We start from the raw sequence: 14,522 nt of genomic DNA on the forward strand, positions 1-14,522 counted from the left end.
CGCTTAGGGAAGTACGCCTTTCATATGAATTGCGGCTTCCTGCAGCGATTCAAACGTGCCGGCGTCTCCCCACCACAATTGGAGCACGTCGAACTCGAGCTTTCCGTCCCGCGCGTAGCGGTTGTTCACGTCCGTAATCTCCAGCTCGCCGCGGGCAGAACGTTCGATGCTGCGGATAATGCCAAATACGCTGTCATCGTACATGTAAATACCGGTAACCGAATATTTCGACTTCGGCTTCTTAGGCTTTTCTTCGATATAGGCAATATGTTCCGGGGCGTCTTCAGCAAACACCGGCACGCCGTAACGCCGAGGATCATCCACCGGCTTCAGCATCACCCGTGCGCTGCCCAGCGGCTGCTGCTTAAATCGCTCCACGTATGGCGTTAAATCGTCCAAGAACAGGTTGTCACCCAACAGCACAACGAATTTGCTGCCGCGCGGGATAAACCCTTCAGCCAGCTCCAGAGCTTCAGCAATTCCGCCGGCCGATTCCTGGATGCGATACGTCAGGTTGACTCCAAAGTTCTCCCCGCTGCCAAGGAAGTCAGCGTACAGCCCTGCGGATTGTTTGCCGATCACAATGAGGATGTCGGTGATTCCAGCTTGACGCAGCCGTTCTATGCCGTAACAGACCATCGGATAATTCCCGACCGGAAGCAGATGCTTGTTGATCAATCGGGTCAGCGGGTATAGACGCGTGCCGGTGCCCCCCGCCAAAATCACACCTTTCATGAACGCTCCTCCCTTACCTTAAAAATTTGGGGCTCCCATTAAATAAATTGCCAAGGATCTACGCCCCATTTTTCGATAAACCGCATACGGTTCCGTTCTATAAGCTCGTTCCACCCTTCCGGATGGCGGGTTTTAAAGCTGGCGCTGCCTTCATGGTACACCAGCGTATCGCCGCAAATGAGCAGACGGTAACCTAGCTGCCGAGCGCGGTAGCAGTAGTCGTCATCTTCATAATGGCCGGGCGAAAACCGTTCATCGAATCCTCCTGCCCGCTCCAGTACCTCCCGCTTAAAGAGCAGGCACATGCCGATCAGCCGTTGGACTTCCTGCCATTTCACCGGATCCGAATGGTTATGGCGCTCGGCGATTTGGGCGAAATCCTCACCTTCCGCCCAGTTGATCGCCACCTGCTGCCGTCCGCTGGCATAATTGGTCACCGGGCCGACGAGGCCGACATCAGCGGCGCTGTGCAGCGCCAGCAGCAGATTCGAGAGCCATCGCGGGGAGACGAGGACATCATTATTAAGAACGAGGAGGTGATCGCCCGAAGCGACGGACAATCCTCGGTTCACGGCGACCGGAAAACCTTCATTGCGCGGCAGCGCCACCAGGATCAGGCGCTCGCTCAGACAGAACGATGCCGTGTCGTCCTCGGAGCCGTTGTCCACCACAATGATCTCATAGGGAGTCTCCGTATACTGGCGGATCGCCGCCACGCAAGGGGCAAGCAAGTGCAGCCCGTTATAGGTCGGAATGATGATACTCGTCACTCCAGCCGTCATCGGGCATTCCTCACTTTCGCCAATTCGCTCCGGCCCAGTGTGGAAAATCGCAACCGGACACCTTCCGTTTTCATAACCTCGCCAAGCGCCTCGAGATGGTCGCCAACGATCATCTGCGCGACCGCATTGCCTGCCCCGCTGTTGCTGGTGCGGAGACGGTTTTTGCGGATAACGTCCACGGAAATCGGCGCTACTGCCTTCAGTCCACGAACCAACGCCAGCGCCTGGGCTTTCGGAGGAACGACCAGCGCAGTGATGCCCACCGTCCGCACAGCGCGGCGGGACAAAGCGTTTGGCACCGCAGTTAACGAGTTCGCCTTCAACTCCGGATGTCCCAGCGCCAGATTCAGGAATGCCTTGCAGCGCGTCACCTCATCCTGCTGGGAGAACGGCGGCAGATGCGGCGTCAAATCGTTGAGAGCCAAATCCTCCCCCCGGTCGATCGCGATCAAAAAAGCAGCCAGATCCTCTGCGGCAACACACATATCCCCGTCCGTGAACAGCAAAATATCTCCGGTGGCTACCGCTGCCCCAATCGCCCGTCCTACGTCATGCCCTAACCGTTCGGGGAAGCTCAGCCGCGTGATACGCGGATCCCGATCCACGACGGCAAAGCTTGCGTCATTACAACCATTCAGGACGACAATGATCTCATGCAGAGGCAACTTGCGGAGCTCCGCCAAAACCGCCGGCAACGTCTTCTCCTCATTACTCGCCGTCACAATGGCCGAGGCACGGCCCTTCAGCGGCAGCGGAATCCACGGCTTACTAAGCCCGGCCGCATGGGCATAACCGCGGCGATACGCCAAGGAGGCCGTCAGCAAAGCCGTGAAAGGCAGTTGGTCCACCCGCTCCGCCTGCGCCCACGCTTGAAAACAATCCTGCATATGAGGCGAACCCTTCTCCGCCCTATCCTGTGCTGCCACCGCACGGACTCCTGCGGCCCAAGCTTTGGCTTTGAGGTGTTGGAGCGGGGCGCTGGCATATCTTTTCCCCGTCGACGGACGGGCCAAACGGCGGCCTTTGCGGATGAAGCCGCTCGTTCTCCGGCTTGCTGCTCCGCGCAAGCGGGTCAGCGATCCGCTTCTTCGTTTCCGACGATGCTTCATCGTTTGCCTAGTTACCATGACCATCAATGGTTCACCTCACCTTACCGCGCTGCCGGCCCAGATCGCTGTATCCGCCGCGCGGTCCCAGCTGGCGGAGCAGCCAATGAATGGCCTCCAGATGATCCCCTGCCACCAATGCGGTCAGCGGATCGACGCGACTTCCCTTGTTCCATATTCGTCCCCGGGCAGGATTCAGCTTGCCGACGGGAACGGTATGCACCGGCTGGACGTTTAACCCCAGCCGGATCGCTCTAGCTAAGGCGAGCGGCGGAACCTCCAGCGTATCCAAGCCGACGGTGTCCACCGCTGTTCGGTTCATCGCATGCGGGACCGCCGTTAAGGAAGCTCCACGCAGGTCAGGGCGCTGCAGCACACCGTTCAGGACGTGTTTGGCCAGAATGACCGGATGAGCCACCTTCCCTCGCGCCGGGCCGGAGTAGCCGTTCAGCGCCACGTCGACACCCATCAGCACCGCGGTGACAAAAGGCCGCAGCTCCCGAGCCGGAATCACCATATCGGCGTCGATGAACAGCAGCGCTTGACCGCGGGCCGCCTCCGCCCCAACGCGCCGGCCCACATCATGTCCCAGCGGCTCCGGTACGTGGATGACGCGAGCGCCGCAGGCTTCAGCCAGCGCGGCGGTCCCGTCGGTTGAGCCGTTAACAACGACGATCGTTTCGCTGCGCGGATGCACCCGGCTGGCTTCGCGCAGAACGCTGGCGATCGTCGCCCTTTCATTCATCGCCGGAATGATGATGGATACGATGGGATCGGGATGATTGACCAAACGCGGCAGCACTTTTTTGCGCTGAATCGGTTTGCGGTTCAGTCGGATGCGCGGCGGCTTGCGTTTTTTGACCACATCAATTTCCTCCCAAAAACATAATAATACCGGAGCATATACCTCAGTGTATGTCTGGCCGGGGGGCTGGTAACGGCAAACGTACAGTTGTCCTGACGAATGCGGCACAGGCCCTGCTGTGAGCCAAAAGAAAAAAACGCCTTTCGGCGTTTTCCTAAGATTAGCTATGGATATCCAGACATCGTCAGTTTTTGGCGCTGCGGCGGCCTGCGTTCGTCTGAATCCCTCTAGCGCGAACGAGACTTACCCAACGGTCTGCGGCGTGCTCCCAGCGGTAATGACGACGAACGATTTCTCGGCTGGCCCGGCCGATGACTTGACGAAACTCCTCTTCCTCCAGCAGCAGTACGATCCGATCTGCCAAGCTGTCCCCCGCCCCTTCGGCGAGCAGACCATCTACCGCAAATTCGAGCACCTGGGCGTCGCTGGCGTCCAACGTGGGCAAGCCGGCGGCCATCGCTTCGATGCGCGTTAACATCGACGCCGGCTCATCGCCCGGTAACAGCACCAGGCAATCCGCCAAGAGGTACCTGTCCGAGATGGAATAGGGCGACCCGGCCGGCAGGCAGGCAATCCGTTCCGGAGCGTAGGCGGCAAGCCCATGCTGCTTCGGTCGTTCAAGCAATTCACGGGAAGACCCGGATCCGGGGGAGTCGGCGGCAAGGAACACCAACATCGCCTCCGGTACGCGATCCAGCACTTCCGTAAGAGCCGAGACAATGTGCCCCTCATCCCTAAGCGGCGGCCAACTGCCGGCCAGCAGAACGATTTTGCGGTTCGTCCATCCCAGCTCCATCAGCCGCTGCTGACGCTGCTGTTCCCCATCTGGCGTCCAACGCAGCACCGCCTGCTCCTCCAAGCTCGCCCCCGGCAAATGCACCCATACCGGAGTGACCAAGGAGGGGAACTGCGCCAGCAACTCGGCTTTAGTCCGTTCACTGCCGACGATCAGGCCGTCCACGCTTTCCAGAATTTGCGTCGTACATGCCTTGGGATGGCAGGGAGGAGAAAAGATCCGGGCAGAGGGCAACGTCAACAGTACGCGGGAGAGTGGAAGCCGAGCTTTAAGTTGACAGGCCAGCAGCGGTCGGCCATGAACGTCCACCGTATCCGGCCGCCACTTGCGCAAGTGCCGCAGCAGTGACTCCAGGTAGAGACGTCCTCCGGGCAAGCAATAAAAAGGGACGCCCCCCATCCAGCCTTGGGACGGTAAATGCCCGTCAGCAACGCCAAAGAGGCGAATGTGCAGCTGCTCTGCCGCATGAGGGAGCATTCGTTCCAGCACCCTCTTCACTGGACGGTGTTTTCCTGATGCAGCCGCAAGGGCGTCAGGCGCGATCACCGCGACTTTTTCCCGATCCATGTGAAGTCCCCCTCCTTACCGTTTCGCTTGCATTCGATATCCTAAATATACGAAAACCTCCCGGCAATTGTGACACCTTCTTGGAAGATGAGCCTAATTTGCCAAAGGCGACGATCCATCCGCAGTTCGCCCGAAAACAGGCGGCTGTCGCAGCACAGTCGTCCACGCTAATGAACCGGGACAACATACACTGAAGGAAGACGCACGGGAAGGAGGAAACCCACTTGAGTCAGGACACTATCGGAATCCTGCTGAATTCCAGCATGTACCGAGGGATCCCCACGCGCAGAACCGGCCAAGAGTGGATCACAGGGTATGAAGAAGCGGCGCGGGAATATGGATTAACCCCCGTTTTCTTGCGTCTTGCTGGCATCGATCCGGCAGGGGCCAGATGTGTCGCGTATGTTTATAATGGCATCGAATACGTAGAGCAACAGCTGCCCTTGCCTGCGGTGATCCATAACCGAGCGTTATACCCCAGACTCGCAGCTCGAAAAAAACTCCAATCCCTGAATGCCCGGGGCATCACGATCTTTAATACGACCAACCGTTATGGAAAAGACTTCATCCACCGCTTGCTTTGGGGCGCTCCTCACTTGCGGCCGTACCTTCCGGCGGCGATGCCGTTAAACTCCGGCAACTTGCGGAAAATGATGTCCCGCCATAGTGACCTCATCCTAAAGCCGATCCGCGGCTCCGTTGGCCATGGCGTAATGCGATTGCGATATATGCCGTCGTCAGGGTGGGAACTCACTTATGCTTCGCCACTAGGCAAGCAGCAATGGAGGACGGTTCGACTGCACCGGGGACAACTGCCGCCCTGGGCCCGGCGCATGCTACGGCGTACGCCGTATCTCGTGCAAGAGCGTATTCCGCTGGCGGAATACGAGCAGCGCCCCATCGATCTGCGGATCACCGTCCAGCGGGGCGGCGGAGGCGATTGGAGCGTGACCGGGCGCTTCGCCAAAGTCGCTGCTGCAGGCAGCTTTGTGTGCAACCTCGCCAGAGGCGGCGAAGCCCTTCCCGCTGAGGAACTGCTGGCCAAAGCGCTCCCGGAGCGGATCGTCCCGGCGGCCCTTGCTCACGTCAATGAGCTTGCCCTGACCATCTCCCGCTATCTGGGCAACCGTCTCCCGCATCTCGCCGACCTGGGGCTGGACATTGGCTTAACCGCAAGCGGGAAGCCTTACTTTATCGAATGCAATGGGCGTGACCAGCGTTACGGCTTTCGAAAAGCCGGATTGCTGGATGCTTGGAAGGATTCGTATCGTCAGCCGATGGCTTACGCCCGTTATTTGTTAGACCAATCGGACCGGGCCTAGCCAAATGACCAAAGCCCAAAAAAAGGGCAGATTCCTCTCCACAGAGCAGGCTGCAAACCGCCTCCGGAAGGAATCATGCCCTTTCGTTTCATAGATTTAATGATAACGGACATCCGCAATGTGAAATGGCGGGTACAAGACCGCCAGCAAGTAAGCTGCAGCCGCAAACAAGGCGATGAGCAGCAATGTCAGCACATCGTACCGGGAATAGGAAGTCGGGTAATAATACGTGCGCGGCCGATTCCCGTCGAACGCTTTCGCTTCCATGGCGACAGCAACGCGATGGGCCCGCCGGATGCTCTGGGATAGCAGCGGCACAGCATACAGCTTCGCATGCGCGACAAGGCCGGGCAGTCCGCGCGGACGGCGAACGCCGCGGATCAGCAGCGCATTGCGTCGGACAAGCAGCTCCTCCCAGACCATGGGAAGTAGCCGGACCGAGGCCATAAAGCTGTAGGCGTATTTTGGCGGCAGCTTCGCCTGCTGCATCAGCGCGTAAAACAAGGCGACCGAAGGAGTCGTCAACACGAACAACAGCCCTTCGGCGGCAAAGGCCACCGCTTTAAACCCGATATGAATCCCCCGGTAAAAGCTTTCTTCGGAGATGCGGAACAATCCCCACGACCACCAAATTTCCGTCCCTTTGCCAAACAGAATCATCGTCGCCGCTGAGGAGGCAAAAATCAGTGCAAAGGGGAACAGAAGCAAGGCGACTTTCCAGGGCTCATATCCGCTGAACAGGAACAGCAGGAACGTAAACAAGATCGCCTGATAAAAAATAAAATCGAGCCGGTGCGTAAATAACGTCAGCAGAAACAGCAGGATCATCAACGCCAGCTTGGCGGCCGGATTCGCCTGGTGCAGCCAAGTCCGCCGCTTCGGGGTCAGAAAACGTCTCATCTTGATATCACCGCCTCTGGACCGGAACTCCCGTGTTGTTTGATTTTCGCGGAGGTGGTATCCGCTCCCCGTCCGGCCGATCCATTTGATCCAGGTGACTCACCGGCACCTGCCGGAGATCGATCCACCCGCCGGGTCAACCGCTGCGACGTTAGCCGTCCGTCCCGCACCTCCCAATGCTGGGTGGCCACCTGCTCCGCAATCCGCTCTTCATGGGTAACCATAAGAATCGCCGTCCCGCGCCGGCGCAACGCCTCGCATAGCTGCAGGATGGCGAACGTGTTCGCCGCATCCTGGCCGAAGGTCGGCTCATCTAGCAACAGCAGCCGTTGCTCGCGCACCGCAGCCGCAGCCACGCTAAGACGCCGCTTCTGGCCCAGCGACAACTGGTAAGGATGCCGCATCTCCAAGCCGGTTAGACCAAACTGCTCCAGATACGCCGTCACCCGACGGTTCAGCGCATCGTCGCCAAGTCCGTCCTCCCTCAGCGAGAAGGCGACTTCGTCCACCACCCGATCGGCGACAAACTGAAACTCCGGATTCTGGAACACAAATCCGATCTCACGAGCGGTCGACTCCAGCATTCGTCTGCGGGCACGGCGGCTGAGCTTCCCTGTCTCGATCCGCTTTCCCTGCAGCACGAATGCTCCCTCTGATGGCAACAAGCCGATCAGGCTGAGCAACAGCGAGCTTTTCCCAGCACCGTTAGGTCCTGTGATCGCAATCCAATCCCCGGGATACACGGCGGCTTGCCCGACTTCAATCACCGGCCGCCCTTGCCGGAACCCGCAAAAATCGGTCAGTTCCACGGCGGCAGGTCCATCCAATCGCCGTTCATCTTTCACCGGCTCTAGCAATCGACGGCCGGCTTCGGTGGCAAAATACGCCTCCCAGACGCCGGGATACCAGATCCCAAACTCAATGAGCTCGGAACGGTACGTGTCAAACACTACGTCCGGTGCCCCCTCGCCCAGCACCTGCCCGTCCGGTCCAAACAACACGACGCGGTCAACGAGCCCCAGTGCCGTCAACTCCTCGATCCGGTGCTCCACGATAATCAAGGTGCGATCCTCGGCCACCTTGGCGATCGCTTGCCAGATTTGCTCGCGGCCCTGCGGGTCCAGCAAAGCCGAAGGCTCATCCAGCAGCAGCACCTCCGGATCGCCAAGCAGCACCGATGCGAGCGCCAACCGTTGCTTCATCCCTTGGGACAGCGAATCGATCGGCACATGGATCTCAGGCAGGTCCAGGCCCACCTTGGCCAATGCGGCCTGCATCCGCGCGGGCATATCCTGCTTCGGCACGCCTAAATTTTCTAAGGCAAAAGCCAACTCCTCATCCACATAAGGCATACAAAACTGCGTATCCGGATCCTGGAACAGAAAGCGCCACGACGAGGGAAGCTGCTGCGCGGACGTGCGCATCGGAATCTCTACCAAGTCTGGAATGATGCCGCTCAGCACCTGGAGCAGCGTCGATTTGCCGCATCCGCTGGGACCCAGCAGCAGCACATGCTCCCCGCGCCGCACCGAGAAATCCAAATCCTTAAACACAAACCGGTCTTCACCCGGGAACTTGAGCCGCAGCTCCCGGACCTCAGCTGCCGTCGTTTCCTTCCGCATCAGTCATTCAACGCCGCATAGTCTTTCGGATCAACCGGTCGCAGCAGCGTCGTAACCCCTGTCGCCTCTACGGCCTTCACAACGGCATAAGCGAAGTACCCGCAGATCAGCGCCGAGCTGACGGCCCGCATCGCATATTTGGCGGTCAAGAGCCATGGCTCGTAATCCTGCACATATCCGTAGAAGAAATCCGGGATAACCGAACCCACGGCAGCTCCGATCCCGGCTAATGCAGCAACGGAGCCGGAAAATTTCCGATACCGGAACGCAGCGAACACCAGCTCCGCCCCTAAGCCTTGCAGCACGCTGTAAAGAATCAGCTGAACTCCCCATTCGCTGCCGAACAAAATTTCCACATGGGCCGCAGCGACCTCCGCGATCAACGCCACCCCCGGTTTGCGGATCAGCAAGAACACCAGCGTTGCAGCCAGGAACCACATTCCGTACACCAGTTCATCGGCCTGGAAGAACAGGGGGGAGAACAAATTGTACACCGAGCTCCAGAAGTGATACACCACGCCCAGCACCAACGAAACCAACACCATCACCAGCACATCGCTTAGCTTGAGGCCACGCCCCGTTCTTTTTTGAACAACCTCCGACATCTTCATCTCTCCTCTTGATCATTTGGTTTAAATCCTCGCATCGTAAAAAAAACCGCCTGAATAAGCTCAGACGGCGGTCAGGTCACGGGGGCGCACATAGGCACAAAAAGTCCCGGACGATCGATTCTCTACGCTGGCATTATCCAGATCAGATTAACGGTCCGCGGCGCAATATGCCGCTATCTCAGCCTGATTCGCTCAAGCCCCCGTATCCCTATGCGATTGATATAAACATACACCAACTCCGCCCAGGCATCAAGCCTAAATTTGTACAAATCTGTAAACTAGGAGTTACCCGTCCTGTATTGATTTCGGCCTGATTCTGTGTCAAGATAAGCGGAAGTGGCAACGAATTCATCAATACCAATGCAGCATTACTGGACAGACTAGGAGGATGCGATTTGGCCGCGACATGGATGAAATGGATGACAGAGCTCTCCTCCCGGAAATGGTTATCCCGGTTGATGGGCAAGTTCTCCCATTCGGGGGTTAGCCGAGCAATGATCCCTTTTTACGCAAAATCGTATGGCATTCCGCTGCATGAAGCGGAGAAGGAGCTTCGGGAATATCGCACGTTAAACGAGTTCTTCACCCGCAAATTAAAGCCGGGCATGCGCCCGCTGCACGCGGAGCCGGGAGTGATGATCAGTCCAGTGGACGCGCTGATTACGTTTATGGGCGAGGTGCAATCCGGCACGATCTTGAACGTCAAAGGACAGGATTATTCCTTGGAAGCGCTGCTGGACGGCTCCCCTCGTGTAGAATTGTACAAACACGGTTACGCCTTTGTTCTTTATCTGAGTCCTACCGATTATCACCGGATTCACGCACCCGTGACGGGCAAGAAGCTGGAATGCGAGCACATCAAAGGCCGGGTCTACCCGGTGAACGATTTTGGCATGCGCCATATGAAGAAGGTGTTGTGCCGAAACGAACGCTTGATCACTTACATTTCCCACGACTATGGGGAAATCGCCCTCGTGAAGGTCGGCGCGATGAACGTGAGCAGCATCCAGTACACCGACCCTTCGGCAAAATCCTGGGAGCAAGGCGACGACCTGGCTTATTTCGAGTTTGGATCCACCGTCGTTCTGCTCACCCAGAACGGCACCTTCACCCCATTGCCTGAACTTGCGCCCGGACAGAAGGTACGGATGGGCGAAGCGCTGGGCCGGTTTAACTCCGCAAAACCAAGCTAATTCAGTGATCATCGCCCGCCGGCTTCGGCCGGCTCTTCCCCTTTATTGCACCGTAATGCTGCCGATGGAAGTCTCCAGCGCGACCAACGGCCCTCCGCCGCCCCGCTCGCTTCGTCCCTTCGCGGCTCCAATGACTTCGCCCAGTTCGCTGGACGTTTCGAGATCGCAGGCTAACGACGGATCAAGCGTTGCCGTGATGCTGCCAACATCGGTGATGGCTTGAAGCTGACCGCCCGTATCCAGCGTGAGAATATCTAGATTGATGCTGCCGGTGGCTGTACGGATCGATGAATCCCCGGACAGACGGGCATCCTCGACCCGAATCGACCCGACCTCTCCCTTCAGCCGGTAGGTTCCCGTAAGCCCGCTCGCCGCGATCTCCCCGACATGGTTCGTGACTTCAAACTCCTGAATCCCGGCAGGGACCTCAACGACATAATCGATGCGGAATTCGGTAAAATGCAGCTCCTTCTGCGCCCAATCCCATAAATTTTGGTCCGGCGCGCCTTTGGCGTGCACGCGCACCTGAGCCGTATTGCCCTGAGAGGTGACGGTCACCTCGCTCTGTTCAAACAACGTATCCAGCTTCTCCTTACGTGCCGGCAGATCCGCGGCCTGGATGGTCGCTTTCACCACGATCTGATCGGACGTGCCTTCCTTCAACTCAAGACGCCCTACGGCATTCTCCAGCTGCAGCTTGCTGGCGTTGCCGATGGCTTCGCTTGTCGAAAGGTCATGCGAGCGTCCCGTGAACGTCAAATCGTCCTTCCACTCGTCTGCGGCCAGCGCCACCGACTGCTGCACGGATGCCGCGGTCTCGCTAATCGATTGGCTTATCGAATCAACGGTATTCCCCAAGGTCTGCCCCCATTGCTGCTGCAGCGTTTCATTTTCCGCCGGACCGCAACCTGAAGCCAGGGCCAGAAGTACGGCCGATGCCGCCAGCCATGCGATTTGGGATGTACGTTTCTTTCGCATTTTCGTCCTCCTTCTATTTCCATCTATCCTGAGCTTATATCAAGGTTCCCGTGAACCACCACAGGCGCGGGACCGGTTTGCTCCCTAGACTTTGGTCAAGGAGACGGTTCGCAGGGCAAGCGGAAAAACCGCCGAGCATGAAGCCCGGCGGTCGATAAATGAAGCTTATTTAACTTTAGGGTGGGTTGGGTTAGATTAGAGTAGCCTGCTTAGCGGATTTCGGACGGGCTTTTTCCCGTATATTGTTTGAACTGGCGACTGAAGAAGAAGATATCCCGATACCCCAGCGCATCCGCAACCTCGGTCACATTCATGCCGGCATGCAGGAGCAAATGCTGCGCCCGGTCGATCCTTGACTTGATGATGTAAGACTGCACGGACATCCCGATAATTTCCTTGAATTTAATCGAGAAATAGCGCGGGGATAAGCCCGCCCGGGCAGCCAAATCCTGCACTTTGTGGGGAAGTCCGGGATGTTGCAGCACATAATTCGCCACTTCATGAATCACTTCATGCAGTTGGTTGCTGACCTTCTTCTCCACCGGCACTTGCCGCTCCTCCCGCAGCAAATGGATCAACAGCTGCTTGAGAATCAGCTGGGCCTCCTCCTCGGCGGCATAGGCTTTCATCAAGAATAAACGGACGTAACGAGACAACATATATTCGAAATCCAGCGTATCCTCCAGTACGCGGTAGGGACCCGGCACTTCCGTCACGGGCTCATGGACGTCGAAATGAATGTACGTCAGCACCAGCGGTTTCTGCGGGTTGTGCGTGGCACTGGTGTGATCCCCTTTTCGGAACAGGAAGCAGCTGCCTTTACTGACCGGAATGGGTTGGTCGTTCAGGACAACCGTACCTTCACCGCTCCACACATAGAAGAGATCATAATTCTGCAACGGCTTCTCCCGCTTGTGCCATTTCCAACCGGGTTCGCATACGATTTTGGCGAATGCCGGCTTCAATTCAAATGATGATGGTGAAACGTGAAGCATGTCCTTCCCCCCCATAAAAAAACTACAAACGCATCATTTTGCCTGATCCGTACAGTATCCTGCCCTCCTATTTTAATAACGAGGACAAGTTTATCACCTTTATTATACCTTTAAAGCGCACGGGTTTAAATATCCCCCCAGGCCGCTTTCATTCGAAATACACCCTCAAATGTAAATTGGTTCTTTTTTCTTGTCAATTTCCGGCGTAAGCTGAATGTCAAACAATCGGAGGGGGAACCATCCATGCGCAGAAAAGAATTTAGCATCACAGAAGAGGCGGAAATTCGCGAGTTTTTGCAGGAGATGAGCTTCGGTTTTCTCGGTACGGTAGGCGAGGACGGCTGGAGCCGGGTCACGCCGCTCAAATTCGTTTATGATGGCGAGCATTTCTATTTTCACGGAAGTCTGGCCGGAGAGAAAATGAAGCAGATCACTCGGGATCCGCAGGTCTGCTTCACGGTAGCCAAGGAGTATGCGATCATTCCGTCGTGTTTTACCGATCCCAAGCTGGCCTGCCCGGCCCACTAAGAAAAATAAGCCAAATCCGTTGTGATTTCACCGTGACGTGCCCGAGTCGAAATGATATAATGTTAGGCAGTTTAAGACGTTACTGTCCTAAAATATCAAACCGATTTGGAAGGATGAATGTGATGAACCCACTCGCGGAGCAGTTAAACGAGAGCGTCAAATCCGGCAACCGGCACGTGTATGACATGCTGTCCACGCTGGGCAAGGAAATTTACTTCCCGAAGGAAGGCATTTTAAGCCAATCTGCCGAAGCTTCAGCCCACGCTAAGAAATATAACGCTACGATCGGCATCGCTACCGAAAACGGCATCCCGATGCATCTGGCAGCGATTCAGGACACGTTGTCCGCCTATAAACCGCAGGATTTGTACCCTTATGCCCCGCCAGCAGGCAAACCTGAGCTGCGCAGCGTATGGCGTGACAAAATGATCCAGGAGAACCCGTCGCTCGAAGGCAAGAGCTTCGGCCAACCGATTGTTACCAACGCCCTGACCCACGGGCTCAGCATCGTCGCCGACCTGTTCGTTGATGAAGGCGATGTTGTCATTTATCCGGACAAAAACTGGGAGAACTACGAGCTTACCTTCGGCATTCGCCGTCACGCCGACATCGTGAATTTCCCGCTGTTTACCGAAGACATGACCTTCAACAGCGCCGGATTGCGTGAAGCGCTGCTAGCTCAGAAGGACAAAGGCAAAGCGATCGTTATCTTGAACTTCCCGAACAATCCAACCGGATATACGCCGGGCGCCAAGGAAGGCGGAGAGATCGTAGCTGCCATCCAGGCAGCGGCCGAAGAAGGAATTAATGTGGTCGTCGTGACCGACGACGCTTATTTTGGGTTGTTTTTCGAAGATTCCCTTCATGAATCATTGTTTGGCAAGCTGGCAGGACTGCATCCGCGCATTTTGCCGATCAAAGTGGACGGCGCAACGAAAGAAGAATACGTCTGGGGCTTCCGCGTCGGATTTATTACTTACGCCGCCGAAGACCAAGCGGTGCTGACCGCATTGGAACAGAAGACGTTGGGGATCATCCGCGCCACGATTTCGAGCGGTGCCCATCCTTCGCAGACGTTTGTGCTTCATGCCCTGAAATCTCCGGAATTTACCGCCCAGAAGGAAGAGAAATTCCGGATTATGAAAGGCCGGGCCAATAAAGTCAAAGCCTTGCTCGACAGCGGCAAGTATGGGGACGTTTGGGAATACTATCCGTTTAATTCCGGCTATTTCATGTGCCTGAAGCTCAAGACGGTTGCGGCGGAAGCGCTGCGCCAGCATCTGATCCACCAGTACGGTATCGGCACGATCGCGCTGGGCGACACCGACCTGCGGATCGCCTTCTCCTGTATCGCGGAGGAGCATCTGGAGGAACTGTTTGATCTGATCTATCAAGGGGTCCAAGACCTGCAGGGCAAATAGGCGGCGGGTCCGTCGGAGAACGGCACATTGGCCCACGCACGCCAGCCCCTCTTCTCATACAATACGGTGTACTATCACAATACACCTAAATGGGAAAGGGG

General features: G+C 57.0%; 13 protein-coding genes, 1 pseudogene and 1 riboswitch. Of the genes and pseudogenes, 4 read left to right on the top strand and 10 right to left on the bottom strand.

Translation table 11 applies throughout. From position 1 onward, the window contains the following. Positions 1 to 3 precede the first annotated feature (3 nt). The 5 genes from NSQ80_RS16510 to NSQ80_RS16530 all read right to left on the bottom strand — a co-directional run bounded on the left by NSQ80_RS16510 (position 4) and on the right by NSQ80_RS16530 (position 4,851). Entirely contained in the window at positions 4 to 735 is a 732-nt protein-coding gene (locus tag NSQ80_RS16510) for a sugar phosphate nucleotidyltransferase (RefSeq protein ID WP_323077535.1), read from the bottom strand. A 38-nt stretch (positions 736 to 773) separates the two neighbouring features. Continuing rightward, entirely contained in the window at positions 774 to 1,517 is a 744-nt protein-coding gene (locus NSQ80_RS16515) for a glycosyltransferase family 2 protein (RefSeq protein WP_260070348.1), read from the bottom strand. After that, the gene (locus NSQ80_RS16520) at positions 1,514 to 2,650 is read right to left on the bottom strand and encodes a glycosyltransferase family A protein (protein WP_339299949.1); all 1,137 of its coding nucleotides are present in this window, start codon (positions 2,648 to 2,650) and stop codon (positions 1,514 to 1,516) included. The genes NSQ80_RS16515 and NSQ80_RS16520 overlap by 4 nt, the downstream gene beginning before the upstream one ends. Positions 2,651 to 2,657: 7 nt before the next feature. Continuing rightward, positions 2,658 to 3,488, bottom strand: coding sequence for a glycosyltransferase (locus tag NSQ80_RS16525; protein WP_036645143.1), 831 nt, complete (start codon positions 3,486 to 3,488; stop codon positions 2,658 to 2,660). A 184-nt stretch (positions 3,489 to 3,672) separates the two neighbouring features. Continuing rightward, positions 3,673 to 4,851 carry a glycosyltransferase family 4 protein gene (locus tag NSQ80_RS16530; RefSeq protein ID WP_339299951.1) on the bottom strand — a complete coding sequence of 393 codons (1,179 nt, stop codon included), beginning with the start codon at positions 4,849 to 4,851 and terminating at the stop codon, positions 3,673 to 3,675. Between the two features lie 224 nt (positions 4,852 to 5,075). Between NSQ80_RS16530 and NSQ80_RS16535 the strand changes: the two genes are divergently transcribed. Then, on the top strand, positions 5,076 to 6,173 hold the full coding sequence (locus NSQ80_RS16535; RefSeq protein WP_323077541.1) for a YheC/YheD family protein: 1,098 nt from the start codon (positions 5,076 to 5,078) through the stop codon (positions 6,171 to 6,173). A gap of 96 nt (positions 6,174 to 6,269) precedes the next feature. On the opposite strand, the gene NSQ80_RS16540 is transcribed toward NSQ80_RS16535, so the two are convergent. Genes NSQ80_RS16540 through NSQ80_RS16550 form a run of 3 tightly spaced genes read right to left on the bottom strand, consistent with a single transcriptional unit; the run spans position 6,270 to position 9,300 of the window. Further along, positions 6,270 to 7,073 (bottom strand): energy-coupling factor transporter transmembrane component T, encoded by an 804-nt coding sequence (locus NSQ80_RS16540; protein WP_009225088.1) that lies wholly within the window; start codon positions 7,071 to 7,073, stop codon positions 6,270 to 6,272. Beyond that, the gene (locus NSQ80_RS16545) at positions 7,070 to 8,695 is read right to left on the bottom strand and encodes an ABC transporter ATP-binding protein (RefSeq protein WP_009225087.1); all 1,626 of its coding nucleotides are present in this window, start codon (positions 8,693 to 8,695) and stop codon (positions 7,070 to 7,072) included. The genes NSQ80_RS16540 and NSQ80_RS16545 overlap by 4 nt, the downstream gene beginning before the upstream one ends. Further along, complete coding sequence (locus NSQ80_RS16550) at positions 8,695 to 9,300, bottom strand: ECF transporter S component (RefSeq protein ID WP_339299954.1); 606 nt, start codon at positions 9,298 to 9,300, stop codon at positions 8,695 to 8,697. The genes NSQ80_RS16545 and NSQ80_RS16550 overlap by 1 nt, the downstream gene beginning before the upstream one ends. 108 nt (positions 9,301 to 9,408) lie before the next feature. Next, positions 9,409 to 9,520: riboswitch (TPP riboswitch) on the bottom strand. 181 nt (positions 9,521 to 9,701) lie between these two features. Between NSQ80_RS16550 and asd the strand changes: the two genes are divergently transcribed. Then, positions 9,702 to 10,499 carry an archaetidylserine decarboxylase gene (gene asd, locus NSQ80_RS16555; protein ID WP_339299956.1) on the top strand — a complete coding sequence of 266 codons (798 nt, stop codon included), beginning with the start codon at positions 9,702 to 9,704 and terminating at the stop codon, positions 10,497 to 10,499. 42 nt (positions 10,500 to 10,541) lie between these two features. Here the strand turns inward: asd and NSQ80_RS16560 are convergent, their stop codons facing one another. Together NSQ80_RS16560 and NSQ80_RS16565 are read right to left on the bottom strand one after the other, a co-directional pair. Then, complete coding sequence (locus NSQ80_RS16560; RefSeq protein WP_009225084.1) at positions 10,542 to 11,477, bottom strand: hypothetical protein; 936 nt, start codon at positions 11,475 to 11,477, stop codon at positions 10,542 to 10,544. A gap of 209 nt (positions 11,478 to 11,686) precedes the next feature. After that, positions 11,687 to 12,472: an AraC family transcriptional regulator gene (locus tag NSQ80_RS16565; protein WP_009225083.1), complete on the bottom strand. Its 786-nt coding sequence runs from the start codon at positions 12,470 to 12,472 to the stop codon at positions 11,687 to 11,689. A gap of 243 nt (positions 12,473 to 12,715) precedes the next feature. Here NSQ80_RS16565 and NSQ80_RS16570 point away from each other — a divergent pair. Continuing rightward, positions 12,716 to 12,994 (top strand): annotated as a pseudogene (locus NSQ80_RS16570) (pyridoxamine 5'-phosphate oxidase family protein); the annotation flags it as partial. Between the two features lie 128 nt (positions 12,995 to 13,122). Further along, the gene (locus NSQ80_RS16575; protein ID WP_036645138.1) at positions 13,123 to 14,421 is read left to right on the top strand and encodes an aminotransferase class I/II-fold pyridoxal phosphate-dependent enzyme; all 1,299 of its coding nucleotides are present in this window, start codon (positions 13,123 to 13,125) and stop codon (positions 14,419 to 14,421) included. Positions 14,422 to 14,522 lie beyond the last annotated feature (101 nt).

Source organism: Paenibacillus sp. FSL K6-2441 (genome assembly GCF_037964765.1).
In the GTDB taxonomy this organism is placed as follows: Bacteria; Bacillota; Bacilli; order Paenibacillales; family Paenibacillaceae; genus Fontibacillus; species Fontibacillus phoenicis.

What these genes read in the sequence shown, in the direction of transcription:
- NSQ80_RS16530 (WP_339299951.1), bottom strand. Translation starts at nt 4,851, where the DNA reads ATGGATCGGGAAAAAGTCGCGGTGATCGCGCCTGACGCCCTTGCGGCT.
- NSQ80_RS16520 (WP_339299949.1), bottom strand. Translation starts at nt 2,650, where the DNA reads ATGGTCATGGTAACTAGGCAAACGATGAAGCATCGTCGGAAACGAAGA.
- NSQ80_RS16545 (WP_009225087.1), bottom strand. Translation starts at nt 8,695, where the DNA reads ATGCGGAAGGAAACGACGGCAGCTGAGGTCCGGGAGCTGCGGCTCAAG.
- NSQ80_RS16510 (WP_323077535.1), bottom strand. Translation starts at nt 735, where the DNA reads ATGAAAGGTGTGATTTTGGCGGGGGGCACCGGCACGCGTCTATACCCG.
- NSQ80_RS16560 (WP_009225084.1), bottom strand. Translation starts at nt 11,477, where the DNA reads ATGCGAAAGAAACGTACATCCCAAATCGCATGGCTGGCGGCATCGGCC.
- NSQ80_RS16565 (WP_009225083.1), bottom strand. Translation starts at nt 12,472, where the DNA reads ATGCTTCACGTTTCACCATCATCATTTGAATTGAAGCCGGCATTCGCC.
- NSQ80_RS16515 (WP_260070348.1), bottom strand. Translation starts at nt 1,517, where the DNA reads ATGACGGCTGGAGTGACGAGTATCATCATTCCGACCTATAACGGGCTG.
- NSQ80_RS16550 (WP_339299954.1), bottom strand. Translation starts at nt 9,300, where the DNA reads ATGTCGGAGGTTGTTCAAAAAAGAACGGGGCGTGGCCTCAAGCTAAGC.
- NSQ80_RS16575 (WP_036645138.1), top strand. Translation starts at nt 13,123, where the DNA reads ATGAACCCACTCGCGGAGCAGTTAAACGAGAGCGTCAAATCCGGCAAC.
- NSQ80_RS16540 (WP_009225088.1), bottom strand. Translation starts at nt 7,073, where the DNA reads ATGAGACGTTTTCTGACCCCGAAGCGGCGGACTTGGCTGCACCAGGCG.